The sequence below is a fragment of the Bacillus sp. PAMC28748 genome (assembly GCF_014250415.1).
In the GTDB taxonomy this organism is placed as follows: Bacteria; Bacillota; Bacilli; order Bacillales; family Bacillaceae; genus Bacillus; species Bacillus licheniformis.
This window is the reverse complement of the sequence record NZ_CP060192.1, coordinates 1,368,424-1,393,281: the sequence shown is the minus strand read 5'-3', so window position 1 is coordinate 1,393,281 and position 24,858 is coordinate 1,368,424. Positions and strand designations below refer to the sequence as shown.

Annotated in this window: 30 protein-coding genes, 2 tRNA genes and 3 rRNA genes; 4 read left to right on the top strand and 31 right to left on the bottom strand. The window is 45.6% G+C overall.

Annotated elements, in window-relative coordinates:
• Nucleotides 1-31 precede the first annotated feature (31 nt).
• A complete protein-coding gene (locus H7F26_RS07165) occupies nucleotides 32-253 on the bottom strand; it encodes a WYL domain-containing protein (protein ID WP_003178414.1) in 222 nt (73 codons plus the stop codon).
• Nucleotides 254-427: 174 nt separating this feature from the next.
• Here H7F26_RS07165 and H7F26_RS07160 point away from each other — a divergent pair, with 174 nt between their 5' ends.
• Entirely contained in the window at nucleotides 428-1,597 is a 1,170-nt protein-coding gene (locus H7F26_RS07160) for a serine hydrolase domain-containing protein (RefSeq protein ID WP_003178412.1), read from the top strand.
• A 384-nt stretch (nucleotides 1,598-1,981) separates the two neighbouring features.
• Here the strand turns inward: H7F26_RS07160 and H7F26_RS07155 are convergent.
• The 5 genes from H7F26_RS07155 to H7F26_RS07135 form a co-directional block, all read right to left on the bottom strand.
• A tRNA-Thr gene (locus H7F26_RS07155) sits at nucleotides 1,982-2,054 on the bottom strand.
• A gap of 2 nt (nucleotides 2,055-2,056) precedes the next feature.
• Nucleotides 2,057-2,131 (bottom strand) — tRNA-Asn (locus H7F26_RS07150).
• A gap of 42 nt (nucleotides 2,132-2,173) precedes the next feature.
• Nucleotides 2,174-2,289 (bottom strand): 5S ribosomal RNA (gene rrf, locus H7F26_RS07145).
• A gap of 132 nt (nucleotides 2,290-2,421) precedes the next feature.
• A 23S ribosomal RNA gene (locus H7F26_RS07140) occupies nucleotides 2,422-5,352 on the bottom strand.
• 174 nt (nucleotides 5,353-5,526) lie between these two features.
• Nucleotides 5,527-7,076 (bottom strand): 16S ribosomal RNA (locus H7F26_RS07135).
• Together the 16S, 23S and 5S rRNA genes with 2 tRNA genes alongside form the textbook arrangement of a ribosomal RNA operon.
• Before the next feature lie 339 nt (nucleotides 7,077-7,415).
• Between H7F26_RS07135 and pdaB the strand changes: the two genes are divergently transcribed.
• Nucleotides 7,416-8,180 (top strand): polysaccharide deacetylase family sporulation protein PdaB, encoded by a 765-nt coding sequence (gene pdaB / locus H7F26_RS07130; RefSeq protein WP_003178409.1) that lies wholly within the window; start codon nucleotides 7,416-7,418, stop codon nucleotides 8,178-8,180.
• 8 nt (nucleotides 8,181-8,188) lie between these two features.
• Here the strand turns inward: pdaB and H7F26_RS07125 are convergent, their stop codons facing one another.
• Nucleotides 8,189-8,788, bottom strand: coding sequence for a KinB-signaling pathway activation protein (locus H7F26_RS07125; RefSeq protein ID WP_003178407.1), 600 nt, complete (start codon nucleotides 8,786-8,788; stop codon nucleotides 8,189-8,191).
• Nucleotides 8,789-8,902: 114 nt separating this feature from the next.
• Between H7F26_RS07125 and gerD the strand changes: the two genes are divergently transcribed.
• Nucleotides 8,903-9,484 (top strand): spore germination lipoprotein GerD, encoded by a 582-nt coding sequence (gene gerD / locus H7F26_RS07120; protein WP_003178405.1) that lies wholly within the window; start codon nucleotides 8,903-8,905, stop codon nucleotides 9,482-9,484.
• Nucleotides 9,485-9,537: 53 nt separating this feature from the next.
• On the opposite strand, the gene H7F26_RS07115 is transcribed toward gerD, so the two are convergent.
• The 3 genes from H7F26_RS07115 to H7F26_RS07105 all read right to left on the bottom strand — a co-directional run bounded on the left by H7F26_RS07115 (nucleotide 9,538) and on the right by H7F26_RS07105 (nucleotide 11,934).
• Nucleotides 9,538-10,599, bottom strand: coding sequence for an Mrp/NBP35 family ATP-binding protein (locus H7F26_RS07115; protein ID WP_003178403.1), 1,062 nt, complete (start codon nucleotides 10,597-10,599; stop codon nucleotides 9,538-9,540).
• Nucleotides 10,600-10,684: 85 nt separating this feature from the next.
• Nucleotides 10,685-11,398: an N-acetylmuramoyl-L-alanine amidase CwlD gene (gene cwlD / locus H7F26_RS07110; RefSeq protein ID WP_003178401.1), complete on the bottom strand. Its 714-nt coding sequence runs from the start codon at nucleotides 11,396-11,398 to the stop codon at nucleotides 10,685-10,687.
• 92 nt (nucleotides 11,399-11,490) lie between these two features.
• On the bottom strand, nucleotides 11,491-11,934 hold the full coding sequence (locus tag H7F26_RS07105) for a YbaK family protein (RefSeq protein ID WP_003178399.1): 444 nt from the start codon (nucleotides 11,932-11,934) through the stop codon (nucleotides 11,491-11,493).
• Between the two features lie 111 nt (nucleotides 11,935-12,045).
• Between H7F26_RS07105 and H7F26_RS07100 the strand changes: the two genes are divergently transcribed.
• Entirely contained in the window at nucleotides 12,046-12,504 is a 459-nt protein-coding gene (locus H7F26_RS07100) for a DinB family protein (protein ID WP_009330341.1), read from the top strand.
• Between the two features lie 50 nt (nucleotides 12,505-12,554).
• Here H7F26_RS07100 and rpsI read toward each other — a convergent pair whose 3' ends face one another.
• From rpsI to rplF, 21 genes are all read right to left on the bottom strand, one after another.
• Complete coding sequence (gene rpsI / locus H7F26_RS07095) at nucleotides 12,555-12,947, bottom strand: 30S ribosomal protein S9 (RefSeq protein ID WP_003178395.1); 393 nt, start codon at nucleotides 12,945-12,947, stop codon at nucleotides 12,555-12,557.
• A 20-nt stretch (nucleotides 12,948-12,967) separates the two neighbouring features.
• Nucleotides 12,968-13,405 carry a 50S ribosomal protein L13 gene (rplM, locus tag H7F26_RS07090; protein WP_003178393.1) on the bottom strand — a complete coding sequence of 146 codons (438 nt, stop codon included), beginning with the start codon at nucleotides 13,403-13,405 and terminating at the stop codon, nucleotides 12,968-12,970.
• 160 nt (nucleotides 13,406-13,565) lie between these two features.
• Nucleotides 13,566-14,309, bottom strand: coding sequence for a tRNA pseudouridine(38-40) synthase TruA (gene truA, locus H7F26_RS07085; protein ID WP_017474561.1), 744 nt, complete (start codon nucleotides 14,307-14,309; stop codon nucleotides 13,566-13,568).
• A gap of 10 nt (nucleotides 14,310-14,319) precedes the next feature.
• The gene (locus H7F26_RS07080; protein ID WP_003178389.1) at nucleotides 14,320-15,117 is read right to left on the bottom strand and encodes an energy-coupling factor transporter transmembrane component T family protein; all 798 of its coding nucleotides are present in this window, start codon (nucleotides 15,115-15,117) and stop codon (nucleotides 14,320-14,322) included.
• Nucleotides 15,114-15,983, bottom strand: coding sequence for an energy-coupling factor ABC transporter ATP-binding protein (locus tag H7F26_RS07075; RefSeq protein WP_003178387.1), 870 nt, complete (start codon nucleotides 15,981-15,983; stop codon nucleotides 15,114-15,116). Before H7F26_RS07075 ends, H7F26_RS07080 begins: the two co-directional genes overlap by 4 nt.
• On the bottom strand, nucleotides 15,959-16,804 hold the full coding sequence (locus H7F26_RS07070) for an energy-coupling factor ABC transporter ATP-binding protein (protein ID WP_003178386.1): 846 nt from the start codon (nucleotides 16,802-16,804) through the stop codon (nucleotides 15,959-15,961). Before H7F26_RS07070 ends, H7F26_RS07075 begins: the two co-directional genes overlap by 25 nt.
• Before the next feature lie 141 nt (nucleotides 16,805-16,945).
• Complete coding sequence (gene rplQ / locus H7F26_RS07065; RefSeq protein WP_003178384.1) at nucleotides 16,946-17,308, bottom strand: 50S ribosomal protein L17; 363 nt, start codon at nucleotides 17,306-17,308, stop codon at nucleotides 16,946-16,948.
• 77 nt (nucleotides 17,309-17,385) lie between these two features.
• On the bottom strand, nucleotides 17,386-18,330 hold the full coding sequence (locus tag H7F26_RS07060; protein WP_003178382.1) for a DNA-directed RNA polymerase subunit alpha: 945 nt from the start codon (nucleotides 18,328-18,330) through the stop codon (nucleotides 17,386-17,388).
• A 174-nt stretch (nucleotides 18,331-18,504) separates the two neighbouring features.
• Nucleotides 18,505-18,900, bottom strand: coding sequence for a 30S ribosomal protein S11 (gene rpsK, locus H7F26_RS07055; RefSeq protein ID WP_003178380.1), 396 nt, complete (start codon nucleotides 18,898-18,900; stop codon nucleotides 18,505-18,507).
• A 20-nt stretch (nucleotides 18,901-18,920) separates the two neighbouring features.
• The gene (gene rpsM, locus H7F26_RS07050; RefSeq protein ID WP_003178378.1) at nucleotides 18,921-19,286 is read right to left on the bottom strand and encodes a 30S ribosomal protein S13; all 366 of its coding nucleotides are present in this window, start codon (nucleotides 19,284-19,286) and stop codon (nucleotides 18,921-18,923) included.
• A gap of 22 nt (nucleotides 19,287-19,308) precedes the next feature.
• Nucleotides 19,309-19,422 (bottom strand): 50S ribosomal protein L36, encoded by a 114-nt coding sequence (gene rpmJ, locus H7F26_RS07045; RefSeq protein WP_003156543.1) that lies wholly within the window; start codon nucleotides 19,420-19,422, stop codon nucleotides 19,309-19,311.
• A 33-nt stretch (nucleotides 19,423-19,455) separates the two neighbouring features.
• On the bottom strand, nucleotides 19,456-19,674 hold the full coding sequence (gene infA / locus H7F26_RS07040; protein ID WP_003178377.1) for a translation initiation factor IF-1: 219 nt from the start codon (nucleotides 19,672-19,674) through the stop codon (nucleotides 19,456-19,458).
• Nucleotides 19,652-19,981 carry a KOW domain-containing RNA-binding protein gene (locus H7F26_RS07035; protein ID WP_003178375.1) on the bottom strand — a complete coding sequence of 110 codons (330 nt, stop codon included), beginning with the start codon at nucleotides 19,979-19,981 and terminating at the stop codon, nucleotides 19,652-19,654. The genes infA and H7F26_RS07035 overlap by 23 nt, the downstream gene beginning before the upstream one ends.
• Before the next feature lie 10 nt (nucleotides 19,982-19,991).
• A complete protein-coding gene (gene map / locus H7F26_RS07030) occupies nucleotides 19,992-20,738 on the bottom strand; it encodes a type I methionyl aminopeptidase (RefSeq protein WP_003178373.1) in 747 nt (248 codons plus the stop codon).
• A complete protein-coding gene (locus tag H7F26_RS07025) occupies nucleotides 20,735-21,388 on the bottom strand; it encodes an adenylate kinase (RefSeq protein ID WP_003178371.1) in 654 nt (217 codons plus the stop codon). The genes map and H7F26_RS07025 overlap by 4 nt, the downstream gene beginning before the upstream one ends.
• A gap of 53 nt (nucleotides 21,389-21,441) precedes the next feature.
• The gene (gene secY, locus H7F26_RS07020) at nucleotides 21,442-22,737 is read right to left on the bottom strand and encodes a preprotein translocase subunit SecY (RefSeq protein WP_003178368.1); all 1,296 of its coding nucleotides are present in this window, start codon (nucleotides 22,735-22,737) and stop codon (nucleotides 21,442-21,444) included.
• 1 nt (nucleotide 22,738) lies between these two features.
• On the bottom strand, nucleotides 22,739-23,179 hold the full coding sequence (gene rplO / locus H7F26_RS07015) for a 50S ribosomal protein L15 (RefSeq protein ID WP_003178364.1): 441 nt from the start codon (nucleotides 23,177-23,179) through the stop codon (nucleotides 22,739-22,741).
• 30 nt (nucleotides 23,180-23,209) lie between these two features.
• Nucleotides 23,210-23,389, bottom strand: coding sequence for a 50S ribosomal protein L30 (gene rpmD / locus H7F26_RS07010; RefSeq protein ID WP_003178363.1), 180 nt, complete (start codon nucleotides 23,387-23,389; stop codon nucleotides 23,210-23,212).
• A gap of 13 nt (nucleotides 23,390-23,402) precedes the next feature.
• Nucleotides 23,403-23,903 (bottom strand): 30S ribosomal protein S5, encoded by a 501-nt coding sequence (gene rpsE / locus H7F26_RS07005; protein WP_025805814.1) that lies wholly within the window; start codon nucleotides 23,901-23,903, stop codon nucleotides 23,403-23,405.
• Between the two features lie 24 nt (nucleotides 23,904-23,927).
• Entirely contained in the window at nucleotides 23,928-24,290 is a 363-nt protein-coding gene (gene rplR / locus H7F26_RS07000; protein WP_003178358.1) for a 50S ribosomal protein L18, read from the bottom strand.
• 31 nt (nucleotides 24,291-24,321) lie between these two features.
• Nucleotides 24,322-24,858, bottom strand: coding sequence for a 50S ribosomal protein L6 (rplF, locus tag H7F26_RS06995; protein WP_003178356.1), 537 nt, complete (start codon nucleotides 24,856-24,858; stop codon nucleotides 24,322-24,324).

The window sequence follows — 24,858 nt, the reverse complement described above, 5'->3', positions numbered from 1 at the left end:
ACAGAAAGAAGGCAGGATGATGGTGAAGCTTTTAAGCATAATGGGCTGAATTTCTTTTTTTATATGGGAACACGGACAAAATGGACTCTATTTTAAACATTCTGATCTGTTGTTTTTGGAAGCAAAATGCTTTCACATAACCGTTTTTTATTTCTTTCACAAGAATCGCCCGCTTAGAAAAACCGCTTTTTTTCATGTATATGATTTCTACCGGAATGCCGTCTTCCATGGAACGATACAACAGCTTATTCATCGTCTCACCTCACATTCTATTTTATACGAACATTTGTTCTTGATCAAGTGTAAACAAAATGTAAATTTTGGCATTATTCGAGTTCATGTATGAAAATATTAGCATTTTGAAGAAACTTTTTAAGGGGTTATTGCGTCAGTAAATACGTCACATATAAAAGAAGGAGTACCCGACATGGCAAGAACATACAGAACGCGAATAAAGAAAAGAAAAAAGCAGAAAACAAAAAGAAGGCTTATCATATTTTCCTTTTTGGTTGTTTGTGGATTAATTTATCTTGCACTTCCAAGCGGTATGCGAGATCACCAGGAAAACCAATTGCAAGCAACTGAAAAAAAGGCACAGCCTGAAGCAAAGAAAAAGCCAACACAAAATGAAACAAAAAAGAGCAAAATCGTCACAAAAAATGATAATGCTCAATTGGATCAATATTTGAAAAGCATTGGATTCAGCGGCACAGCATTGATCGTAGAAGATGGAAAAGTGGTGACAAGCAAAGGGTATTTATATGCAAACCGCGAGGAAATGGTTCCCAATACACCAGATACCGTCTTTTATGTGGGGTCATCACAAAAAGCGATTATTGCAACGGCAATTTTACAGCTGGAGGAAAAAGGATTGCTATCTGTAAATGACCCTGTTTCTAAGTATCTTCCCAATTTTCCAAACGGCTCAAAGATCACCCTTTATCATTTCTTGACGCACACATCCGGAATTAGGGGTCACAAAGAAGGCCGCGGATATATTTCGCCGGAAGATTTAATTAAAGATATCGAAAAACGGGGTGTAAAATACCCAACTGGGAAATGGGATTATAGAGACTCCAATTACTCGGTTCTGGCATACATTGTTTCCATGGTAAGCGGTGAACCAGTCGACCAATACATCAAAAAGCATATTTTTAAACCTGCCGGTATGAAACATGCAGGCTTTTATAAAACATTTGCTAAAGAGTCAAATCCATCGACAGGATATAAATTAAACCTGCAAAAAAAGCTTTATACGCCTGACATGCCGGATTTATCACAGCTTTACGGGGCCGGTGATATTTATATGACCGCTTATGACATGTATTTGTTTGATAAAGCACTTTACGAAAGAAAAATCATTTCCAATGAAAGTTTTATGAAAATGTTTACGCCGAATAAAGCAACATACGGCATGGGCTTTTATGTGTCTCCAGGAAGCTATTCAAGCCACGGTGTCATGCCCGGCTACAACATATTAAACAGTTTCAGTCTGACAGGGAGCAGATACGTCATTCTATTTTCAAACATCCAAAACAACATTAAGTCTTTTGGCAGTGTGAATAATCGGATCTTCTCTATTTTAAATGGATTTTGAACAGCAGAGAAAGTTTTTACAGCTAAAAGGGATTTTAATTATAAATGTAGAAGATAGATGATAAATGAATTTTCAATATAAAGGAAGGTCGTCATGTCATTATTAACGCTTAGCAAAATCGTGACCATTATAGGCGTTGCTGCATTATTTATATGGACTTTTAAAGACTCAAAACAGCATGAACCTGATACGTTAAAGTACGCAAGTTATATGTTGTCTCTTCTTGTCTTTGAAGTCACACTGAACGTTTTATGGGGATAAAAATAAAAGCAGGCATTTAGCCTGCTTTTATACATTCAATAAGTCTAAAAGCAAAATATCGCAAAAACAAAAAAAGCTTTCCCCACAACAGGAGAAACCTTGTCATATCAACGTATTCACTTAAGCTTCCAAGCGGGCTCGAACCGCTGACCTCTTCCTTACCATGGAAGTGCTCTACCTGCTGAGCTATGGAAGCATTGGCTCCGCAGGCAGGATTCGAACCTGCGACCGATCGGTTAACAGCCGATAGCTCTACCACTGAGCTACTGCGGAATAAGAAAAGCTTCAATTCATGCAGGGTAAAGATATATAACAGCTTGGCGGCGTCCTACTCTCACAGGGGGAAGCCCCCAACTACCATCGGCGCTAAAGAGCTTAACTTCCGTGTTCGGCATGGGAACGGGTGTGACCTCTTCGCTATCGCCACCAAACTATGCCTTCAGGACGAAGGTACTGGGCGTTCCTCACAGGATGTGAGGGCCTTTAGCCGAGTTTCCTTGCCTTTGGCTTTCTGAGAGGTGTTCTCTCAAAACTAGATAACGGACAGACGATTCACAAATATTTAGGTTAAGTCCTCGATCGATTAGTATCTGTCAGCTCCATGTGTCGCCACACTTCCACCTCAGACCTATCAACCTGATCATCTTTCAGGGATCTTACTTCCTTATAGGAATGGGAAATCTCATCTTGAGGGGGGCTTCATGCTTAGATGCTTTCAGCACTTATCCCGTCCGCACATAGCTACCCAGCGATGCCCTTGGCAGAACAACTGGTACACCAGCGGTGCGTCCATCCCGGTCCTCTCGTACTAAGGACAGCTCCTCTCAAATTTCCTGCGCCCGCGACGGATAGGGACCGAACTGTCTCACGACGTTCTGAACCCAGCTCGCGTACCGCTTTAATGGGCGAACAGCCCAACCCTTGGGACCGACTACAGCCCCAGGATGCGATGAGCCGACATCGAGGTGCCAAACCTCCCCGTCGATGTGGACTCTTGGGGGAGATAAGCCTGTTATCCCCGGGGTAGCTTTTATCCGTTGAGCGATGGCCCTTCCATGCGGAACCACCGGATCACTAAGCCCGACTTTCGTCCCTGCTCGACTTGTAGGTCTCGCAGTCAAGCTCCCTTGTGCCTTTACACTCTGCGAATGATTTCCAACCATTCTGAGGGAACCTTTGGGCGCCTCCGTTACCTTTTAGGAGGCGACCGCCCCAGTCAAACTGCCCACCTGACACTGTCTCCCTGCCCGATAAGGGCAGCGGGTTAGAAGGTCAATACAGCCAGGGTAGTATCCCACCGATGCCTCCACCGAAGCTGGCGCTCCGGTTTCCAAGGCTCCTACCTATCCTGTACAAGCTGTACCAACATTCAATATCAGGCTGCAGTAAAGCTCCACGGGGTCTTTCCGTCCTGTCGCGGGTAACCTGCATCTTCACAGGTACTATAATTTCACCGAGTCTCTCGTTGAGACAGTGCCCAGATCGTTGCGCCTTTCGTGCGGGTCGGAACTTACCCGACAAGGAATTTCGCTACCTTAGGACCGTTATAGTTACGGCCGCCGTTTACTGGGGCTTCAATTCGCACCTTCGCTTACGCTAAGCGCTCCTCTTAACCTTCCAGCACCGGGCAGGCGTCAGCCCCTATACTTCGCCTTACGGCTTCGCAGAGACCTGTGTTTTTGCTAAACAGTCGCCTGGGCCTATTCACTGCGGCTCTCTCGGGCTTGCACCCTAACAGAGCACCCCTTCTCCCGAAGTTACGGGGTCATTTTGCCGAGTTCCTTAACGAGAGTTCTCTCGATCACCTTAGGATTCTCTCCTCGCCTACCTGTGTCGGTTTGCGGTACGGGCACCTCTCACCTCGCTAGAGGCTTTTCTTGGCAGTGTGGAATCAGGAACTTCGCTACTATATTTCGCTCGCCATCACAGCTCAGCCTTACGGGAAACGGATTTGCCTATTTCCCAGCCTAACTGCTTGGACGCGGATATCCAATACCGCGCTTACCCTATCCTCCTGCGTCCCCCCATTGCTCAAATGGTGAGGAGGTGGTACAGGAATATCAACCTGTTGTCCATCGCCTACGCCTTTCGGCCTCGGCTTAGGTCCCGACTAACCCTGAGCGGACGAGCCTTCCTCAGGAAACCTTAGGCATTCGGTGGAGGGGATTCTCACCCCTCTTTCGCTACTCATACCGGCATTCTCACTTCTAAGCGCTCCACGAGTCCTTCCGGTCTCGCTTCACAGCACTTAGAACGCTCTCCTACCACTGTTCGCAAGAACAGTCCGCAGCTTCGGTGATACGTTTAGCCCCGGTACATTTTCGGCGCAGAGTCACTCGACCAGTGAGCTATTACGCACTCTTTAAATGGTGGCTGCTTCTAAGCCAACATCCTGGTTGTCTAAGCAACTCCACATCCTTTTCCACTTAACGTATACTTTGGGACCTTAGCTGGCGGTCTGGGCTGTTTCCCTTTCGACTACGGATCTTATCACTCGCAGTCTGACTCCCAAGGATAAGTCTTTGGCATTCGGAGTTTGACTGAATTCGGTAACCCGGTAGGGGCCCCTAGTCCAATCAGTGCTCTACCTCCAAGACTCTTACCTTGAGGCTAGCCCTAAAGCTATTTCGGAGAGAACCAGCTATCTCCAGGTTCGATTGGCATTTCACCCCTACCCACACCTCATCCCCGCACTTTTCAACGTGCGTGGGTTCGGGCCTCCATTCAGTGTTACCTGAACTTCACCCTGGACATGGGTAGATCACCTGGTTTCGGGTCTACGACCACGTACTCATGCGCCCTATTCAGACTCGCTTTCGCTGCGGCTCCGTCTTTTCAAACTTAACCTTGCACGGGATCGTAACTCGCCGGTTCATTCTACAAAAGGCACGCCATCACCCGTTAACGGGCTCTGACTACTTGTAGGCACACGGTTTCAGGATCTCTTTCACTCCCCTTCCGGGGTGCTTTTCACCTTTCCCTCACGGTACTGGTTCACTATCGGTCACTAGGGAGTATTTAGCCTTGGGAGATGGTCCTCCCGGATTCCGACGGAATTTCACGTGTTCCGCCGTACTCAGGATCCACTCAGGAGAGAACGAAGTTTTGACTACAGGGCTGTTACCTCCTATGGCGGGCCTTTCCAGACCTCTTCATCTACCTCGTTCTTTTGCAACTCCGTACAGAGTGTCCTACAACCCCAAGAGGCAAGCCTCTTGGTTTGGGCTGTTCCCGTTTCGCTCGCCGCTACTCAGGGAATCGCATTTGCTTTCTCTTCCTCCGGGTACTTAGATGTTTCAGTTCCCCGGGTCTGCCTTCTCATATCCTATGAATTCAGATATGGATACTGCTCCATTACGAGCAGTGGGTTTCCCCATTCGGAAATCTCCGGATCAAAGCTTGCTTACAGCTCCCCGAAGCATATCGGTGTTCGTCCCGTCCTTCATCGGCTCCTAGTGCCAAGGCATCCACCGTGCGCCCTTTCTAACTTAACCGTTAAAAAGAATCACTACGTGATATCTTGCATTACAATTGAATGTGAATGTCTACTTTCGTTATCTAGTTTTCAAAGAACACGCTTTGAAGGAATGATCCTTCAAAACTAAACAAGATCCAAACGCACCTGTCTATAAGACCGCAAGGTCTTATATTCCGTATAATATCCTTAGAAAGGAGGTGATCCAGCCGCACCTTCCGATACGGCTACCTTGTTACGACTTCACCCCAATCATCTGTCCCACCTTCGGCGGCTGGCTCCAAAAGGTTACCTCACCGACTTCGGGTGTTACAAACTCTCGTGGTGTGACGGGCGGTGTGTACAAGGCCCGGGAACGTATTCACCGCGGCATGCTGATCCGCGATTACTAGCGATTCCAGCTTCACGCAGTCGAGTTGCAGACTGCGATCCGAACTGAGAACAGATTTGTGGGATTGGCTTAGCCTCGCGGCTTCGCTGCCCTTTGTTCTGCCCATTGTAGCACGTGTGTAGCCCAGGTCATAAGGGGCATGATGATTTGACGTCATCCCCACCTTCCTCCGGTTTGTCACCGGCAGTCACCTTAGAGTGCCCAACTGAATGCTGGCAACTAAGATCAAGGGTTGCGCTCGTTGCGGGACTTAACCCAACATCTCACGACACGAGCTGACGACAACCATGCACCACCTGTCACTCTGCCCCCGAAGGGGAAGCCCTATCTCTAGGGTTGTCAGAGGATGTCAAGACCTGGTAAGGTTCTTCGCGTTGCTTCGAATTAAACCACATGCTCCACCGCTTGTGCGGGCCCCCGTCAATTCCTTTGAGTTTCAGTCTTGCGACCGTACTCCCCAGGCGGAGTGCTTAATGCGTTTGCTGCAGCACTAAAGGGCGGAAACCCTCTAACACTTAGCACTCATCGTTTACGGCGTGGACTACCAGGGTATCTAATCCTGTTCGCTCCCCACGCTTTCGCGCCTCAGCGTCAGTTACAGACCAGAGAGTCGCCTTCGCCACTGGTGTTCCTCCACATCTCTACGCATTTCACCGCTACACGTGGAATTCCACTCTCCTCTTCTGCACTCAAGTTCCCCAGTTTCCAATGACCCTCCCCGGTTGAGCCGGGGGCTTTCACATCAGACTTAAGAAACCGCCTGCGCGCGCTTTACGCCCAATAATTCCGGACAACGCTTGCCACCTACGTATTACCGCGGCTGCTGGCACGTAGTTAGCCGTGGCTTTCTGGTTAGGTACCGTCAAGGTGCCGCCCTATTCGAACGGTACTTGTTCTTCCCTAACAACAGAGTTTTACGATCCGAAAACCTTCATCACTCACGCGGCGTTGCTCCGTCAGACTTTCGTCCATTGCGGAAGATTCCCTACTGCTGCCTCCCGTAGGAGTCTGGGCCGTGTCTCAGTCCCAGTGTGGCCGATCACCCTCTCAGGTCGGCTACGCATCGTCGCCTTGGTGAGCCGTTACCTCACCAACTAGCTAATGCGCCGCGGGTCCATCTGCAAGTGGTAGCTAAAAGCCACCTTTTATGATTGAACCATGCGGTTCAATCAAGCATCCGGTATTAGCCCCGGTTTCCCGGAGTTATCCCAGTCTTACAGGCAGGTTACCCACGTGTTACTCACCCGTCCGCCGCTGACCCAAGGGAGCAAGCTCCCGTCGGTCCGCTCGACTTGCATGTATTAGGCACGCCGCCAGCGTTCGTCCTGAGCCAGGATCAAACTCTCCATGAAGTTTGATAATGACTACGCACACTCAAATGTGCGATTTATAAAAATGAATTAACAGGTACGTTTTGTCTTGTTTAGTTTTCAAAGATCATTTCCGCTTCGTTCAGCGGCTTTAATAATATAACATCAAGCTCACGTATTTGTCAATAACTTTTCTCAAAATTATTTTTTGGAGCTTTTTCATGTCAGCTGTTTATCAGCGACGAATAACAATATAACATGTTTATTTAATTCCGGTCAACCCTCTTTTTAATTTTTTTCTTAAGATGAATTATTGTTATGTTCTATTTTAAACAAGCATAGGATGAAAACAAAGCAGCATGGACAAGGAGGAGTTTTTCTGTGAACCATTTTTATGTGTGGCATATCAAACGGATTAAGCAGCTAATCATTATTATGATAGCCGCTTTTGCGACAGCAAGTTTTTTTTATGTGCAAAACCTGCTCCCTCTTCCTGTGTTTTCTACAGAAGGCGGAGCAAAAGCGGTATATAGAGGAGATTCAGATACAAATGAAGTAGCCCTTACATTTAATATCAGCTGGGGAGATCAAAAGGCAATGCCCATTTTAGACACATTAAAAGCAAACGGTATTAAAGACGCGACCTTTTTTCTATCAGCTTCATGGGCAGAGCGCCACCCGGATGTCGTAGAAAGAATCCGTAAAGATGGTCACCAGATCGGGAGTATGGGCTATGCTTATAAAAACTATTCGCAAATGAAGAAAAGCGAGATCAAAAAAGACTTAGCAAAAGCACGACACTCCTTTCAAAAACTCGGGCTTGACGACCTTACGCTTTTAAGACCGCCGACCGGCCAGTTTAATAAAGACGTACTCGATGTTGCTAAACAGTACGGCTACACCGTTGTTCATTATAGTATTAACTCGGATGACTGGACGAACCCGGGGGTTCAAAAGATCGTCCAAAACGTAAATGGAACGGTAAACGCCGGTGACATCGTGCTCTTTCACGCTTCAGATTCCGCCAAACAAACAAAAGAAGCCCTGCCAGAGATCGTGCACCATCTCAGAAGCAAGGGGCTCAAAAACGTAACCGTCAGCGAATTAATCGCAAATACGGATGCAAAATCTTCAGAAGTAAAGTAGCAGCCGGTCTAAGCGCGTGCCTGAAATTTTGGCAGCATTAAAAGCTGAAAAGCGTTGCAGGCTAATAAAGGAAGCAGCATTAAATAGAGCCAGTCCTCTTCATTGACCCTTAACGCCGGGAACCACTCCATCACAGTAAAAACAAACATTAGAAATAATGCGGAAACGAACGTTTTTTTAGAGGACTGTTTTTGCTTTGCATAAGCGGCCGCAATGCCTACCGCCAAAATAAAGAGCGGCAGCCAAATGTACGGAATGATGGAGCCTCCATCTTTTTCAAAAAACAGAAAGCGCAAGTAAACCAAGTCAAACGCGACAAATATAATCAAAAACAGCTGAATCGAATTCCACAAAGAATGAGATCTGAAAATTTCCAGTGCAAAGCGGTGAATCGTTAAGAAAATCACAAATCCCATTTGAGCAATCACGCTAAAGATCATGCCAACCCCGATAAACCAGAAAAGAACAGACAGAATCTCCAATACCTCGAAGGAAAGAAACAGCTCCTTATATCTTCCCCACTCTATGGCAAAACCGACAATACTTGTAGTCAAAGCTCCGACACCCAATACGGAAAAGAAAAATCGGACGAGATTACGGCTTTTCATTGTAGACTTCCCAACCCCTAAATAAACCGCTGTAACAGCGATATTTTGTTATGTATAAATTTTTAAAAGACATTCATATTAAAGGTAAGACGAGTTTTCGAAAGGAGCTTAAGCATGTTCAAGACCGCAATGCTATCGATAAGCTGTTTTCTGTTTCTATCTGTAACAGCTTGTGCTCCCACGGACCAAGCAGCTGAGATGGACTATGAACAAACCAAAAAAATGGTTGTCGATATATTAAAGACAGATGACGGAAAAAAAGCGATTCAAGAAATATTAAATGATGACAAATTAAATGAAACACTTGTAATGGATGAAAAAACTGTCAAAGAAACCGTTGAAAAAACAATGACCTCCAAAAAAGGAGCTGAATTTTGGAAAAAAGTCTTTGAAGATCCAAAATTCGCTGAAGGCTTTGCCAAAACACTTCAAAATGAACATGAAAAAGTGCTGAAAAAACTGATGAAAGATCCTGAGTACCAAAAAATGCTGATGCAGGTCATGCAGGATCCTGAAATGGCCAAAAAATACGGTGAACTTGTCAGAAGCCAGGAATTCCGAAGCCACCTGCAGGAAGTCATATCTGACACTCTGACAAGCCCTCTTTACAGAAAGCAGTTTGAAGAGGAACTGAAAAAAGCTGCTGCTGAAAGCATGAAAGAAGAAATGAAAGGCGGCGAAGAAAAACAAAGCTGAGCCGCTTTTCATTCCCTAAAAGCTTCTTCTGCGGAGGAAGCTTTTTTTGCTCTTTAAGCTTTTGCGCCAATGCTTTCGTCGATTTTTTTGGCGATATCCAAATAAATGGCGCCGGTCGGGTGGCTTTCATCATAAACGGACGGCGCAAATTCGCTGTCATCCCAATCCGGCTGCTTCAGCGGAATTTTGCCCAGAATTGGAACGCCTAGTTCCTCTGCGAGCTTTTCGCCTCCGCCTTTGCCGAATACATATTCTTTCTCGCCTGTTTTGACGCTTTCGTAATAAGCCATATTTTCAACGATCCCCACGATTTCATGATCGGTCTTCAAGGCCATCGCGCCCGCTCTTGCAGCGACAAACGCGGCAGTAGGGTGCGGCGTCGACACGATCACCTCTTTGCAGCTTGGAAGCATTGAGTGAACATCAAGCGCTACATCGCCTGTTCCCGGCGGCAGGTCTAAGATAATATAATCGACATCCCCCCATTCAACCTCATGGAAGAAGTTATTCAGCATTTTTCCAAGCATGGGGCCTCTCCAAATGACAGGGGCATTGTCTTCAACAAAGAATCCCATCGAAATCACTTTGACCCCGAATCTTTCAACCGGCACGACCTTTTCTCCTTCGATCGTCGGCCGTACAGTGATTCCCATCATATCCGGAACACTGAAACCGTAAATATCGGCGTCGATTAATCCGACTTTCTTTCCGATTCGCGCCAGGGACACAGCCAAATTGACCGACACCGTCGACTTGCCGACGCCGCCTTTGCCGCTTGCCACAGCTAAAAACACAGGCTGTTTTTCACTATTCAGCAGAGATTGATCCTGCCCTTTGGCAGACTCTTGATAACTCATTACGACTTCTTCGGGCAGCTCCTCAAAACGCAGGCCGACCGTCTCTGCACCGGCTTCTTTCAACCGTATGACGATTTCCTGCTGAAGCTGCATTTGTTCGGCAGATCCCGTTTTTGCGAGCGCCACCTTTACGCTGACGTGCCGTTTTTCGGGTTTTATTTTAATTTCTTTTACGGCATCCAGCTCTCTGAGCGGCTTGTGAAGAAATGGCTCGTCCAAATCGCCGACTATCTTTTTTACATCGTCTTCTCGCAACATTGATCTCACCCTTTGTTGTATTCGTTTACAAAATAAGTATAGCATATCTTTCCTTATAGTGTCTTTGACACAAAAAGAAACCCTCTTATTCAGGAGGGTCTCTGTCTTCTGTAAAGTAGCGCAATACGCCTTTATAAACGGATGCTGCGATTTTGTCCTGATATTTGGGCTTGGCCAGCTGTTTTGCCTCTTCCGGGTTAGACAAAAACCCGATTTCGACAAGGGCCCCGGGCTTTTTAACATTTTGCATCAAATAAATTCCGTGTATCCGCTTTGCCTTCCGCGTCGTGTTTTCAAGATTATGTCTTAATTCATCCTGAATAAACTTGGCGGCCCGTTCATTCTCTTCATATTGCCCGTAATAGAAGCTTTGCGCACCGCTCCATCGCGCGGAAGGAATCGCATTCAAATGGATGCTGAGGTAAAGATCGGCTTCAGAATTGTTGATCATATCGACCCTCTTCCGCAAGTCTTCAGCTTTTCTTCTGCTGAGTCCCCTCGTTTCTTCAGGAGCGAGATCATGATCGTCCTCCCGCGTCAGCATCACCAAGGCGCCCTGCTCCTGGAGATAGTCCCTGATTCTTAGGGATACTTCAAGAGCCACGTCTTTTTCAAGGAGTTCACCGCTTGATGCCCCTCCATCGGCGCCCCCGTGTCCAGGATCAATATAAATGATTTTGCCGCTCAGCGGAAGATTCCATGACCGCCAAGAATCATCATTGTTGAATTGATATTGAAATAAACATAATAAAACGACAAAGCCGAGTAAAAACCCGAGCCATTTTATTTTTTTCTTCATCCCTTTCCCTCCCGCTCGTCCTTACTACAAGATATGGGACAAGGAAAGGAAATATGATTAAGCTTGGCCTCACTTTTTCATAAAACTTTGTTTTATCTGAGCCGAAGCTTAAAGCGTCTTTCCCGCTGGCTGAAGCCTTCCTTCCACCAGCTTTGGATGAAGTATTCGCAGGCATAATAGAGCGGTTCATAAGCAGCTTGAACATTAAAAGCCTCAGACCAGCTGACAGCATATTCATAAAGCTCGTGCAGTAGCTGTTTTTCTTCTTTTTCTGAGCGGATCATCGCTCGATGAACGGGTTCTCCGTGATAGCCGAACTTCCCGTACTCGGCTCCCAGCAAATATGCCTCAATGGCAAAGTCGATGCAGCCGTCATATAAGATATCCGTATGCTTAGAAAAAAAGTGAAAAAGAGGAGCAAAGCATTCCTCTGCAGAATTCAGCATTTTTTCCAAAGACAGTTCGCGCAGAAGCTGTTTTTCCAAATTGATCTGCTTCTTTTGTTTTTCATTGTTAAAAGATACGACCGTCCCCATAGAAACCGCCTCCTTTTTACCTTGTATTGTGCAGTCAGGAGCCGGAAATCATGCTCTTCTAAGGAAGGGAAACGGAGGAAGAAGCCGAAAATATTAGAAGAGGTGAGATGAGTGAAAGGATTGTTTCAATATAATTGGGAAGTTCGACATGCATGGTTTAAGTGGTGCCTCAGCCAGCCGCAAGAGGAGCTGGTCAAGAAGCGTTCAGGCGGAATGGGAAGCATTAAGAAAAATCTGTTTCATATTGTAGATGTGGAAGTAAGCTGGATCTACGCCATTTTAGAAAAACCGGATATTCAACCTGATTACTCTCATTACCAGACGATTCAGCAGATCGCTCGGTTTTCCGACCTGCACCGCTCAGAAATAGAAAGTGTAATTTTTAATTATTCCAGCGCCTTCGAACATCTGCCGGTTAAAGCGGCTTGGTCAGACGAAGTCTGTACGCAAGGCGATATTTTAAGGCATTTAATCGCACACGAGATCCACCATATCGGCCAAATCTCCGTCTGGACGAGGGAATCGGGCTCTGCTCCAGTATCCGCTTCATATATAGGGCGGAAAATATAATAAAAAAACTCCCAAACCAAATGGCTTGAGAGTTTTTGAAACGCCAGAAATTAACGTTTTGAGAACTGAGGTGCACGGCGTGCGCCTTTAAGTCCGTATTTTTTACGCTCTTTCATACGTGCGTCACGAGTCAGTAGACCGGCACGTTTTAGAGTTGAACGGTATTCCGGATCTGCTTCAAGCAAAGCGCGGGCGATACCGTGACGGATTGCTCCAGCTTGACCGGAGAAGCCGCCTCCATGTACGTTTACTAAAACGTCATAAGTACCAGCTGTTTCAGTCAAAGTTAATGGTTGTTTGATATCTTCGATTAGAGCTGCAGATGGGATGTGCTCGCTGATTTCACGATTATTCACGATGATACGGCCTTCTCCTGGAACTAAACGCACGCGCGCTACAGAGCTTTTACGACGGCCAGTACCGTAATATTGAACCTGTGCCAAATTGGTAACCTCCTTTTTAATTAACCGCGAAGTTCGTAAACTTCAGGTTTTTGTGCTTGGTGTGGATGCTCAGAACCACGGTATACGTTCAATTTTTTGAACATTTGACGACCTAGAGAACCTTTTGGAAGCATGCCTTTGATCGCAAGTTCAAGCATTTTCTCAGGGTAGTTTGTACGCATTTCAAGAGCAGTTCTTGATTTTAAACCGCCTGGATGTTGAGTGTGACGGTAGTAGATTTTGTCCGTTAACTTTTTACCAGTTAACTCGATTTTTTCAGCGTTGATGATGATCACATGATCTCCAGTGTCAACGTGTGGTGTGTAAGTTGGTTTATGTTTTCCGCGAAGGATAGATGCAACTTCAGTAGAAAGACGTCCTAGCGTCTTGCCAGCAGCATCAACAACTAACCACTTGCGTTCAATATTACTTGCGTTAGCCATAGGTGTTGTACGCATTAAATTTCCCTCCTAAATGATCTGCCATTTTCAATAAACTTCAATTACGTTCTATTTCAAAACACAATAAGTTTCCGGGGCTTATCGTGGGGTTGAAATACATACCATATGATATCTTATAACTTTCTGTACTCTCTGTCAAGAAAATGTTACACCTGGTTTAGTTGTCATAGATAACACGCCATAAATATAAGCCGTGTGCCGGTGCAGTGCGCCCTGCGGCATCGCGGTTTTTGGCAAGAATCATCTTTTCAATGTCACCAGGGGAAAATTTGCCGGTTCCTACATCAAGAAGCGTACCGGCAATGATTCTAACCATGTTATACAAAAATCCGCTTCCCACAATTCTCATCTGCAGTCCGTCCCCTGTGTCAGACCATTCCAGTTCATGGACCGTTCTGACTTTATCCTTCACTTCGGTTTTGGTCGCACAAAAGCTTGTGAAGTCATGGGTTCCGACCAGATAGCGGGAGGCTTCCTTAACTTTCTCCATATCAATGTCATAAGGAACATGGTATGCATAGTAGCGTTTAAAAACGTCCGGATGTCTGCCCCTGTATATCATATACCGGTATTCTTTTCTTTTCGCAGAAAACCTCGCATGAAATTGATCATTGACAGCTTCCGCCTTGCGGACCGATATATCATCGGGCAGCAGGGCATTCAATGCATACGGCCATTTCGCCTCAGGAATGGATAGCGGACTGTCAAAATGAATCGTCTGTCCGACTGCGTGGACGCCGCTGTCGGTGCGCCCGGATGAAACGACAGGAATACGCTCCTTCGCTTTATGGAGCGTTTGCAGCGCTTTTTCAAGCTCATCCTGAACCGTTCTTTGCCCAGGCTGCACTTGGTAGCCGTAAAAAAGGTGTCCGTCATATGAAATCGTGCACTTCATTCTCATCGTCCATCACCTAAGTCCGCAATAAAATTAGCAAAACGCCAAGAACAGCTAAAATGAGGAGCACGGAAGTATCCTTCCATTTCCATGTCAGCTGCCTGTATTTTGTACGGCCTTCTCCTCCCCTGTATCCTCGCGCCTCCATCGCGGTTGCAAGCTCTTCAGCTCTTTTAAAGGCACTGACAAAAAGCGGGACAAGGAGAGGAACGATCGCTTTGACGCGTTCTTTGACCGGGCCGTTCGCAAAATCGACGCCTCTTGCCATTTGCGCTTTCATGATCTTATCCGTCTCTTCGATCAAAGTCGGTATAAATCTGAGGGAGATGGACATCATGAGAGCGAGTTCATGGACGGGAAGCTTCAATTTTTTAAACGGACCGAGCAAATGCTCCAAACCATCGGTCACTTCGATTGGAGTCGTCGTCAATGTTAAAATCGTTGTGATCATGATGAGGTAAACAAAGCGCAGAGAAATAAAAATCCCTTGAACAAGCCCCTGTTCATAAATTTTAAACAGGCCGAGATCGGCGAGAACCGGTCCTTCCCTTGTCATAAAAATATGAAGCAGAAACGTAAACAGCACAATCCAGAACACCGGCTTCATTCCTTTTATAAGGAATCGCACCGGAACGCCTGACAAAGCGGCGGCTGCAACCGTAAACAGGCCGAGCAATGCATATGTTTCCGTATTATTCGCGAAAAAAACGATAAAGACAAAAAGGAAAATGGTTAACAGCTTTGTACGCGGATCGAGCCGATGAATGACCGATTTCCCGGGTACGTATTTGCCGATAATGATATTGTCCATCATAGGGCATTTTCCTCCTGAAAAAGAGCTTTAACTTCGGAGGCTGCTTCTTCAATCGTCAAAATCGGCGCTTTGAACGTAATCCCCAGCGTCTCTTCAAGGCGTTTTTGGAATTTAATCGTTTCCGGCAAATCAAGCCCTAAAGCGGCAATGTCGTCTTTCCTTGAAAAAAGCTCCCGCGGCGTCCCTTTTGCTTTGACCGTCCCTTTATGCATCACAATCAGTTCATCTGCATACGCTGCCGCGTCTTCCATACTGTGGGTGACGAGAATTGTCGTCAGGTTCCTCTGCTTATGGAGGCTGTAGAACATGTCCATGATCTCCTTGCGGCCTCTTGGGTCAAGCCCTGCCGTCGGTTCATCGAGGACAAGAACCTCAGGCTCCATCGCCAGCACTCCCGCAATGGCCACGCGGCGCATTTGCCCTCCGCTTAGTTCAAACGGAGACCTGTCGGACAGCTCTGCACCCAAACCTACCAGCTTCAGCATTTCCCTCGCTTTTTCTTCCGCCTTTTCCCGGCTCATGCCAAAGTTGATCGGACCGAATGCGATATCCTTTAAAATTGTTTCTTCAAACAGCTGATGTTCAGGAAACTGAAAGACAATGCCGACCTTTTTCCGCAAAGCTTTTAGATGTTTATTCTTTTTGCCTGCTTCAAGAACGTCCTCGCCGAGGCGTATCTGTCCTTTTGTCGGTTTTAAAAGCCCGTTCAGGTGCTGAAGCAAAGTCGATTTTCCCGATCCTGTATGGCCGATTACGGCGACATAGCTTCCTTCTTTAATCACAGCGTTGACATCATAGATCGCCAGGCGTTCAAAAGGCGTTTTCATCTGGTATCGGTGCTCTACATCTTTGATTTCAATGTCCATAGCTCATTCACCAATCCTTCTTGTGTCAGATGATCGCCTTTCAGAGCCAGACCGCTTTCCTTCAGCATTTGGGTGAGCTGAAAAGAAAATGGCAAATCAAGCCCGATTTTAATCAGATCTTGATTCAGACGAAAGACTTCCTGCGGCGTGCCTTCGGCAAATTTTCTACCGCTGTTCATGACGATGATCCGGTCGGCCTTCGCGGCTTCGTTTAAGTCATGGGTAATCGAAATGACCGTAACCATTCCTTGGTCTTTCAGCCTTCTGACCGTATCCAGCACTTCTTCCCGCCCCATCGGGTCGAGCATGGAAGTCGCTTCGTCGAGAATCATGATGTCAGGCCGGGCAGCAAGCACTCCCGCAATCGCAACACGCTGCTTTTGTCCTCCCGAGAGATGGTGCGGCTCTTGATCGAGAAATTCTTGCATGTTCACCTGTTGAACGGCCCAATCCACCCTTTCCACCATGTCTTCTCTTGGAACTCCGCTGTTTTCTAAACCAAAAGCCACATCATCGCGGACGGTTGTCCCGACAAATTGGTTATCCGGATTTTGAAACACCATGCCGACCTTTTTTCGGACATCCCAGACCGTCTCTTCCGTCAGCTTGATACCGCCTACTTTAATCGATCCTTCATCAGGCAGAATCAGTCCGTTTAAAGCACGGGCGAGCGTCGACTTTCCTGAACCGTTGTGACCGACGATCGCAAGCCATTCTCCTTTCGACACATGGAAAGATACGTGATCAAGCGCAGGCCTGTCTGCATCTTTCTGGTAGCGAAACGTGATATCTTCTGCAGCGATTAATCGCTCTTGATTCATTTGCCCGTCCGGCCTCCTCTCCTCTAAAGCTCTGCTTTTCTGACTATTCTTTTATCATAGAAAATTCCCCGGTATCTAAAAAAAGGGCATAGATCCAGTTAAAAACTGTCCCGCCCTTCTTTAGACACACAAAATATGTGATTAAACCAATTCGATGATAGCCATTGGTGCTCCGTCACCACGGCGAGGACCAAGCTTCATAATACGTGTGTATCCGCCTTGGCGCTCTTCATAACGAGGTGCTACATCAGAGAAAAGTTTTTGAAGTGCATCTTGGTTTTTCTCTGCATCTGCAACCTCATTGCGGATGTATGCAGCTGCTTGGCGGCGTGCGTGTAAATCTCCGCGCTTGCCAAGTGTAATCATTTTTTCTACAACAGAGCGAAGTTCTTTCGCGCGAGCTTCTGTTGTTTCAATTCTCTCGTTGATGATCAAGTCTGTTGTAAGATCACGCAGCATTGCTTTACGCTGTGCACTAGTGCGTCCTAGTTTTCTGTATGACATGTGGTGTCCCCTCCTTTATTGAAATACTCTATCTGAAATAAAAAACACACGAAAATCCTAGTTCACATGGAAACTAGTCAATCGTCTTTGCGAAGGCCAAGTCCAAGTTCTTCAAGTTTCGCTTTTACTTCTTCAAGCGACTTGCGGCCCAGGTTGCGAACTTTCATCATATCTTCTTCAGTTTTGTTCGCAAGTTCTTGAACTGTATTGATTCCTGCACGCTTCAAGCAGTTGTAAGAACGGACTGAAAGATCGAGTTCTTCAATAGTCATTTCAAGAACTTTTTCTTTTTGATCCTCTTCTTTTTCTACCATGATTTCAGCGTGCTGAGCTTCGTCGGTCAAACCGACAAAAATATTAAGGTGTTCAGTCAAAATCTTTGAACCAAGTGCAATAGCTTCTTTTGGTCCAGTGCTTCCATCTGTCCATACGTCAAGCGTAAGTTTGTCATAGTTTGTAATCTGACCCACACGAGTATTCTCAACTTGATAAGATACGCGAGAAACAGGTGTAAAGATGGAATCAATCGGGATGACGCCAATCGGCTGATCGTCTCTTTTATTCGCGTCAGCTGGTGTATACCCGCGACCTCTTTGAGCAGTTAAGCGAACTCGAAAACTCGCATTTTGGCCAAGAGTCGCAATGTGAAGATCAGGATTCAAAATCTCAACATCACTGTCGTGGGTAATATCAGCAGCTGTTACAACTCCTTCACCCTGAACATCAATCTCAAGCGTCTTCTCTTCTTCAGAGTAGATTTTCAGTGCAAGTTTTTTAATGTTTAAGATAATCGTTGTAACATCTTCAACAACGCCTTCGATCGTCGAGAATTCATGCAGTACACCATCTATTTGGATCGATGTTACAGCGGCACCAGGGAGTGAGGATAAAAGGATACGACGTAAGGAGTTACCCAAAGTTGTACCATATCCACGCTCAAGTGGCTCTACGACAAATTTACCATACTTGGCATCGTCGCTGATTTCAACCGTTTCGATTTTTGGTTTTTCAATCTCGATCATTTCATAAAACCCTCCTTCAAAACGTCGAAACCCCGGAAAGAATTTCTCTGATTCTATCCGAAATTCCCCATTGTTTAGTCCCGTATGTGCTCAGGCAACGAGTGTGCATTCGTTTTATAAATTAACTGTATCATAACCCATTATTGACAGGGACACAAAATCTATACAAACAAATTACACGCGGCGACGTTTTGGCGGACGGCATCCGTTATGAGGAACAGGCGTTACGTCTCTGATCGCTGTAACTTCTAGTCCAGCAGCTTGAAGTGCACGAATTGCAGCTTCACGGCCGGAACCTGGTCCTTTTACAGTAACTTCAAGAGTTTTAAGTCCATGTTCGATAGAACCTTTAGCAGCTGTTTCAGCAGCCATTTGTGCAGCGAATGGAGTGGATTTTTTAGAACCTTTAAATCCTAAAGCTCCGGCACTTGACCAAGAAAGAGCATTGCCATGAACATCTGTGATAGTAACAATCGTGTTGTTGAAAGTTGAACGGATATGAGCAATTCCAGATTCAATATTCTTTTTCACGCGACGTTTACGCGTGTTTGTTTTACGTGCAGCAGCCATTGTTTAATTACCTCCCTTGCTTATTTTTTCTTGTTAGCTACAGTACGACGCGGACCTTTACGAGTACGCGCGTTATTTTTAGTATTTTGACCGCGAACAGGCAATCCGCGACGATGACGAATTCCGCGGTAGCTTCCGATTTCGATCAGACGTTTGATGTTAAGAGACACTTCACGGCGAAGGTCACCTTCTACTTTCAATTTGTCGATCACGTCACGGATTTTACCAAGTTCTTCTTCAGTCAAATCACGAACGCGAGTATCTTCAGAAACTCCAGCTTCTTTTAAGATTTGCTGAGCCGTTGTACGACCGATTCCAAAGATGTATGTTAATGAAATAACAACACGTTTATCACGTGGGATATCTACACCAGCAATACGAGCCATCTCTCTCGCACCTCCTTAAAAATTATCCTTGTTTTTGTTTATGCTTTGGATTTTCACAGATCACCATTACTTTTCCTTTTCTGCGAATGACCTTGCATTTTTCACAGATCGGTTTAACTGATGGTCTCACTTTCATGTGTTTCCAACCTCCTTCAATTTCCGGAGTGCTTTATTTGTAACGGTACGTAATTCTACCACGAGTTAAGTCATATGGAGATAATTCTACCGTAACTTTGTCTCCAGGTAAAATGCGAATGAAGTGCATGCGGATTTTACCAGATACGTGAGCCAAAACCGTGTGGCCATTCTCAAGTTCAACTTTGAACATTGCGTTTGGCAGCGTTTCGACTACAGTACCTTCCACTTCAATTACATCGTCTTTCGCCATTCAAGTGTTCTCCCTTCTTCAAATCAGTAACTTGCTCTCTGACAAATTTCAAAAGAGAAAATCTCAATTTTCCGTTTGTCACACGCCCTGTTTCGTTTATACTGTTCTGAACTTCCGGAGATACGCAATCATAAAAGGTTAAATGATTGATATTCTTTTTCTTAGGAGAATGAAATTTACGCTTTTCTCCGTCTGCTACCAGCACATGATGATGATCGACTATATCAATAACAACTGCGTATTGGTTCATTTCGCGGCCTCTTGTCATGCGTACGAACTGTCCAATTTCAGGTGTTTTCCGATACATCTCATTTCACCTAGGCTTTTGTCAGTATCTCAAAACCGGCATCCGTAATGGCAATCGTGTGTTCAAAGTGAGCACACTTCTTCCCGTCCACAGTTACAACCGTCCAGTTGTCAGCCAATGTTTTGACATAGCGTGTACCTGCATTGACCATCGGCTCAATGGCCAAGACCATGCCAGGCTTTAAACGCGGGCCTTTGTTCGGCGGACCGTAGTGAGGAATTTGCGGATCCTCATGCAGATCCTGCCCTACCCCGTGTCCTACATATTCCCTGACGACTGAAAATTGTTCGCTTTCGACATACGTTTGTATTGCGTGGGAAATATTCGACAAACGTTCTCCCGGTTTTGCTTCCTTCAAGCCTCTATATAAAGACTCCTCTGTCACATCCAGCAGCTTCTGATCATCATCGCTGATCGTACCCACTGGATAAGTCCAAGCGGAGTCACCATGATAACCGTTTAGCTTCGCACCGATATCGATGCTGATGATGTCCCCGTCGCGAAGGACTCGTTTTCCCGGAATACCGTGCACGAGTTCTTCGTTGACCGAAACGCAAATGCTCCCGCGAAAACCATTATACCCTTTAAAAGATGGGATTGCACCTTGCTTTGTAATAAAACGTTCGGCAATTTGATCCAATTCTTTTGTCGAGATGCCGGGTTTAATGTGCTTTTTTAGCTCCTGATGAGTTAAAGCGACAATTCGTCCGGCCTCCCGCATGATTTCGATTTCTCGGGGAGTTTTACAAATAATCATTTGTCCCGGCCTCCGAGAAGCTCCTTTATATCAGCGTAAACTTCATTGATGTGCTTCTGCCCGTCAATGTTTACGAGATATCCTTTATCTTCATAGAAATCGAGTAAAGGCTGGGTTTGCTTCATGTTGACCTCTAACCGCGTGGATACGGTAGCTTCATTATCGTCTTCACGCTGATAAAGCTCTCCTCCACACTTGTCGCATACATTTTCTTTTGCAGGCGGATTAAAGACTAAATGATAAGTTGCACCGCAGTTTTTGCAGATTCTGCGTCCTGTCAGACGTTCCATCAATGCATCTTTATCGACTTGAATGTTGATGACATGGTCAATCGACTTGCCAAGTCCTTTAAGAATTTCCTCAAGTGCTTCAGCTTGAGCGACTGTTCTCGGAAATCCGTCCAGAAGAAAACCTCCGTCACAATCATTCTTGCCAAGTCTCTCCCTGACAATACCAATTGTCACTTCATCCGGAACAAGCTCGCCTTTATCAATGTATGATTTGGCTTCGAGTCCCAGATCCGTTTCTTCTTTCATCGCAGCGCGGAACATGTCTCCTGTTGAGATATGAGGTATCCCAAAATCTTCAACAATCCGTTCAGCCTGTGTCCCTTTACCGGCTCCAGGCAGTCCCATTAAGACTAAGTTCATTTCGGATTCCCCGTCCTCTCTATTTTAGAGGGAATGGGCGCGCCCCATTTCCTCTAGTGCTTCATAAATCCACGATAGTTTCGTTTTACCAGCTGGCTTTCAAGCTGCTTCATTGTTTCAAGTGCAACCCCGATGACAATCAGCAAACTTGTTCCACCAATTTGTGCAGAAGAAGGCAGCCCAGCAATATTAACGAACAAGACAGGAAGAATGGCAATCACGGCCAAGAATATGGAGCCTACAAATGTAAGTCGATACAAAATGCTCGTAATTCTATCTTGAGTCATTTTTCCTGGACGAACTCCCGGAATATAGCCGCCTTGTTTTTTAAGATTATCGGCCATTTGCTCAGGGTTAACCTGCACAAATGCATAGAAATAGGTAAAGGCGATGATCAATGCTGCATAAACTCCCATTCCGACCGGATGCGTGTAATCAAACGTTTTTTGAATCCAATTCGTGACGTCATTGGAGCCAAAGAATGTTGCCACGGTCCGCGGAGTGGTGATAAATGCTACGGCAAAGATAACCGGAATAACTCCCGCCGGGTTAACCTTCAGCGGCAAGTGTGTAGACTGGCCGCCAGGAACCGGTGAACGGCCTGAACCTTTCGCATATTGAATTGAGATTTTTCTAACCGCCTGTTGGATGAAAATAACGCCAACGACAATCGCTAAAATCGCAACCAATATAACGACAACCTTTATGATTTGCAAGAATAACTGATCTCCAGCATCTACAAACTGCTGAGCGTAGATCTGATTAATCGTCTGCGGAATACCGGCAACGATACCGGCGAAGATGATAATGGATATTCCGTTACCAACTCCATGAGACGTAATTTGTTCTCCCAGCCACATTAAAAAAGCAGTTCCAGCAGTTAGTACAATCGCAATAAGCAAATAAGTACCGACTCCCGGGTCTGTAATCAACGCGCCGCCGGCCATGTTGTTAAACCCGTAAGACATACCTAAAGCCTGGATAAATCCAAGAACGATCGTGAAGTACCTTGTGAACTGAGCTAGTTTTCGGCGACCAACTTCCCCCTGCTTAGACCATTCGGTAAACTTCGGCACAACATCCATCTGCAGGAGCTGGATGATGATAGAAGCTGTGATGTAAGGCATGATTCCCATCGCAAGAATGGAGAAGTTGAACAATGCACCGCCGCCAAATGTGTTTAGAATCCCAAATACGCTCATTTGATCCTGTGCCTTTAAAACTTCTGTGTTTACGTGCGGCACAGGAATGAACGAACCGAGACGAAAGACGATAAGCATTAAAAGAGTGAAGATAATCTTATTCCGAATATCCTTCACACGCATAAAATTGGAGATTGTCTTAAACAAGTTAGATCACCTCAGCTGTACCGCCAGCAGCCTCAATTGCTTGTTTAGCAGAAGCGGAGAATTTATTGGCTTTAACAGTTAATTTCTTTTCTAATTTACCGTCGCCAAGAATTTTCACTCCAGATTTCAACTTGCTGATTACACCTGTTTCTAAAAGAAGTTCAGGAGTAACTTCCGTCCCTTCTGCAAAGCTGTTGAGTTTGTCTAGGTTGACCACAGCGAATTCCTTGCGGTTGATGTTTGTGAAACCGCGTTTAGGAAGACGTTGGAATAAAGGCATTTGTCCACCCTCGAATCCAGGACGTACACCGCCGCCAGAACGAGCGTTTTGACCTTTATGACCTTTACCAGCTGTTTTACCGTTACCAGAACCAATACCACGACCTACGCGGTTGCGCGTTTTACGTGAACCTTCTGCGGGCTTTAATTCATGAAGTTTCATTTGGACACCTCCTTAGCCTATCGTTTATTTTTAAAGTTCTTTAACAGAAACTAAATGAGATACTTTGTTAATCATACCGCGGATTGCAGCGTTGTCTTCATGAACGACAGTTTGGTTTGTTTTCTTTAAACCAAGCGTTCTTACAGTAATGCGCTGATCTTCCGGGCGTCCGATTACACTGCGTTTGAGGGTAATTTCTAATTTAGCCATTAATGTTCCCTCCTTATCCTAACAGTTCTTCTACAGATTTTCCACGAAGCTTCGCAACGTCCTCAGCGCGTTTCAGCTCGCTTAAACCTTGGACTGTTGCACGGATCATGTTGATCGGTGTGTTAGAACCTAAAGACTTAGAAAGGATATCAGATACACCTGCAAGCTCAAGTACCGCACGTACTGGGCCTCCAGCGATGACTCCCGTACCTTCAGAAGCAGGTTTTAACAAGATGTTTCCTGCACCGAAACGTCCGATGATTTCGTGTGGAATTGTAGTTCCAACCATTGGTACTTCGATCAAATTCTTTTTCGCATCTTCAACAGCTTTGCGAATCGCTTCCGGAACTTCTTGTGCTTTACCAGTTCCGAAACCAACGTGACCGTTTTTGTCACCGACAACGACTAGAGCTGCGAAACGGAAACGACGACCACCTTTAACAACTTTCGCTACGCGGTTAACGGTAACTAAGCGTTCTTCTAACTCTAATTTGCTTGGGTCAATACGACGCATATTCATATGTCCCTCCTTCTTTTATTAAAATTCTAATCCAGCTTCGCGTGCAGCATCAGCCAATGCTTTTACACGTCCATGATAAAGGTAACCGCCACGGTCGAACACGACATTTGTGATACCTTTTTCAGAAGCGCGCTTTGCAACAAGCTCTCCAACTTTTGCAGCCGCAGCCGTATCGCTGCCATTTTCAGCGTTAAAGTCTTTATCAAGAGTAGATGCACTCACAAGTGTAACACCGTTCACGTCATCGATCACTTGTGCGTAAATATGTTTGTTTGAACGGAAAACATTTAGACGAGGTCTTTCAGGGGTTCCTGAAAGCTTCGCACGAACACGAGCGTGTCTTTTAAGACGTGCAGCATTCTTGCTTGTTTTCGTAATCATCTGGGTCACTCCTTTCTCACATTAAGCGGTTTTACTTAGCAGATTTACCTTCTTTACGACGAACCATTTCTCCTTCATAGCGGATCCCTTTGCCTTTGTAAGGCTCTGGAGAACGTACAGCGCGAATGTTTGCAGCAGTAGCTCCAACACGTTCTTTATCTGTACCTTTTACAACCACTTTTGTTTGAGATGGAACTTCGATTTCAATTCCGTTTTCAGGAACGATTTCTACAGGGTGAGAGTATCCAACGTTCAAAACAAGTTTGTTTCCGGATTTAGAAGCACGGTAACCGACACCGACTAATTCCAAACCTCTTTCAAAACCTTTAGATACACCTTCAACCATGTTTCCGATGATGCTGCGAGTTGTGCCATGCAGCGCACGGTGTTCTTTATTATCTGAAGGACGTTCTACAGTAAGTACATTGTCCTCAATTTTAATCTTCATATCAGGATGAAACGTACGAGTTAATTCTCCTTTTGGTCCTTTCACGGTTACAGTGTTGTCGTTCAGAGTAACTGTAACGCCTGAAGGAATCTCAAGTAGCTTCTTACCTACACGAGACAT

Bases quoted from the DNA above. Each gene is read 5' to 3' on its own strand.
- rpsM (WP_003178378.1), bottom strand. From the start codon at position 19,286: ATGGCTCGTATTGCTGGTGTAGATATCCCACGTGATAAACGTGTTGTT.
- cwlD (WP_003178401.1), bottom strand. From the start codon at position 11,398: ATGAAGAAAAAAATAAAATGGCTCGGGTTTTTACTCGGCTTTGTCGTT.
- H7F26_RS07115 (WP_003178403.1), bottom strand. From the start codon at position 10,599: ATGTTGCGAGAAGACGATGTAAAAAAGATAGTCGGCGATTTGGACGAG.
- infA (WP_003178377.1), bottom strand. From the start codon at position 19,674: ATGGCGAAAGACGATGTAATTGAAGTGGAAGGTACTGTAGTCGAAACG.
- rpsE (WP_025805814.1), bottom strand. From the start codon at position 23,903: ATGCGTCGTATTGACCCAAGCAAATTAGAGTTAGAAGAACGCTTAGTT.
- H7F26_RS07060 (WP_003178382.1), bottom strand. From the start codon at position 18,330: ATGATCGAGATTGAAAAACCAAAAATCGAAACGGTTGAAATCAGCGAC.
- map (WP_003178373.1), bottom strand. From the start codon at position 20,738: ATGATTATTTGTAAAACTCCCCGAGAAATCGAAATCATGCGGGAGGCC.
- rplM (WP_003178393.1), bottom strand. From the start codon at position 13,405: ATGCGTACAACACCTATGGCTAACGCAAGTAATATTGAACGCAAGTGG.
- rplO (WP_003178364.1), bottom strand. From the start codon at position 23,179: ATGAAACTTCATGAATTAAAGCCCGCAGAAGGTTCACGTAAAACGCGC.
- truA (WP_017474561.1), bottom strand. From the start codon at position 14,309: ATGAGAATGAAGTGCACGATTTCATATGACGGACACCTTTTTTACGGC.
- H7F26_RS07160 (WP_003178412.1), top strand. From the start codon at position 428: ATGGCAAGAACATACAGAACGCGAATAAAGAAAAGAAAAAAGCAGAAA.
- rpmJ (WP_003156543.1), bottom strand. From the start codon at position 19,422: ATGAAAGTGAGACCATCAGTTAAACCGATCTGTGAAAAATGCAAGGTC.
- rplF (WP_003178356.1), bottom strand. From the start codon at position 24,858: ATGTCTCGTGTAGGTAAGAAGCTACTTGAGATTCCTTCAGGCGTTACA.
- H7F26_RS07035 (WP_003178375.1), bottom strand. From the start codon at position 19,981: ATGTATCGGAAAACACCTGAAATTGGACAGTTCGTACGCATGACAAGA.
- H7F26_RS07125 (WP_003178407.1), bottom strand. From the start codon at position 8,788: ATGAAAAGCCGTAATCTCGTCCGATTTTTCTTTTCCGTATTGGGTGTC.
- H7F26_RS07025 (WP_003178371.1), bottom strand. From the start codon at position 21,388: ATGAACTTAGTCTTAATGGGACTGCCTGGAGCCGGTAAAGGGACACAG.
- H7F26_RS07075 (WP_003178387.1), bottom strand. From the start codon at position 15,983: ATGGACATTGAAATCAAAGATGTAGAGCACCGATACCAGATGAAAACG.
- rpsK (WP_003178380.1), bottom strand. From the start codon at position 18,900: ATGGCTGCTGCACGTAAAACAAACACGCGTAAACGTCGCGTGAAAAAG.
- rpmD (WP_003178363.1), bottom strand. From the start codon at position 23,389: ATGGCTAAATTAGAAATTACCCTCAAACGCAGTGTAATCGGACGCCCG.
- H7F26_RS07070 (WP_003178386.1), bottom strand. From the start codon at position 16,804: ATGAATCAAGAGCGATTAATCGCTGCAGAAGATATCACGTTTCGCTAC.
- H7F26_RS07165 (WP_003178414.1), bottom strand. From the start codon at position 253: ATGAATAAGCTGTTGTATCGTTCCATGGAAGACGGCATTCCGGTAGAA.
- gerD (WP_003178405.1), top strand. From the start codon at position 8,903: ATGTTCAAGACCGCAATGCTATCGATAAGCTGTTTTCTGTTTCTATCT.
- rplR (WP_003178358.1), bottom strand. From the start codon at position 24,290: ATGATTACGAAAACAAGCAAGAATGCTGCACGTCTTAAAAGACACGCT.
- H7F26_RS07105 (WP_003178399.1), bottom strand. From the start codon at position 11,934: ATGGGGACGGTCGTATCTTTTAACAATGAAAAACAAAAGAAGCAGATC.
- H7F26_RS07080 (WP_003178389.1), bottom strand. From the start codon at position 15,117: ATGATGGACAATATCATTATCGGCAAATACGTACCCGGGAAATCGGTC.
- rplQ (WP_003178384.1), bottom strand. From the start codon at position 17,308: ATGTCATACAGAAAACTAGGACGCACTAGTGCACAGCGTAAAGCAATG.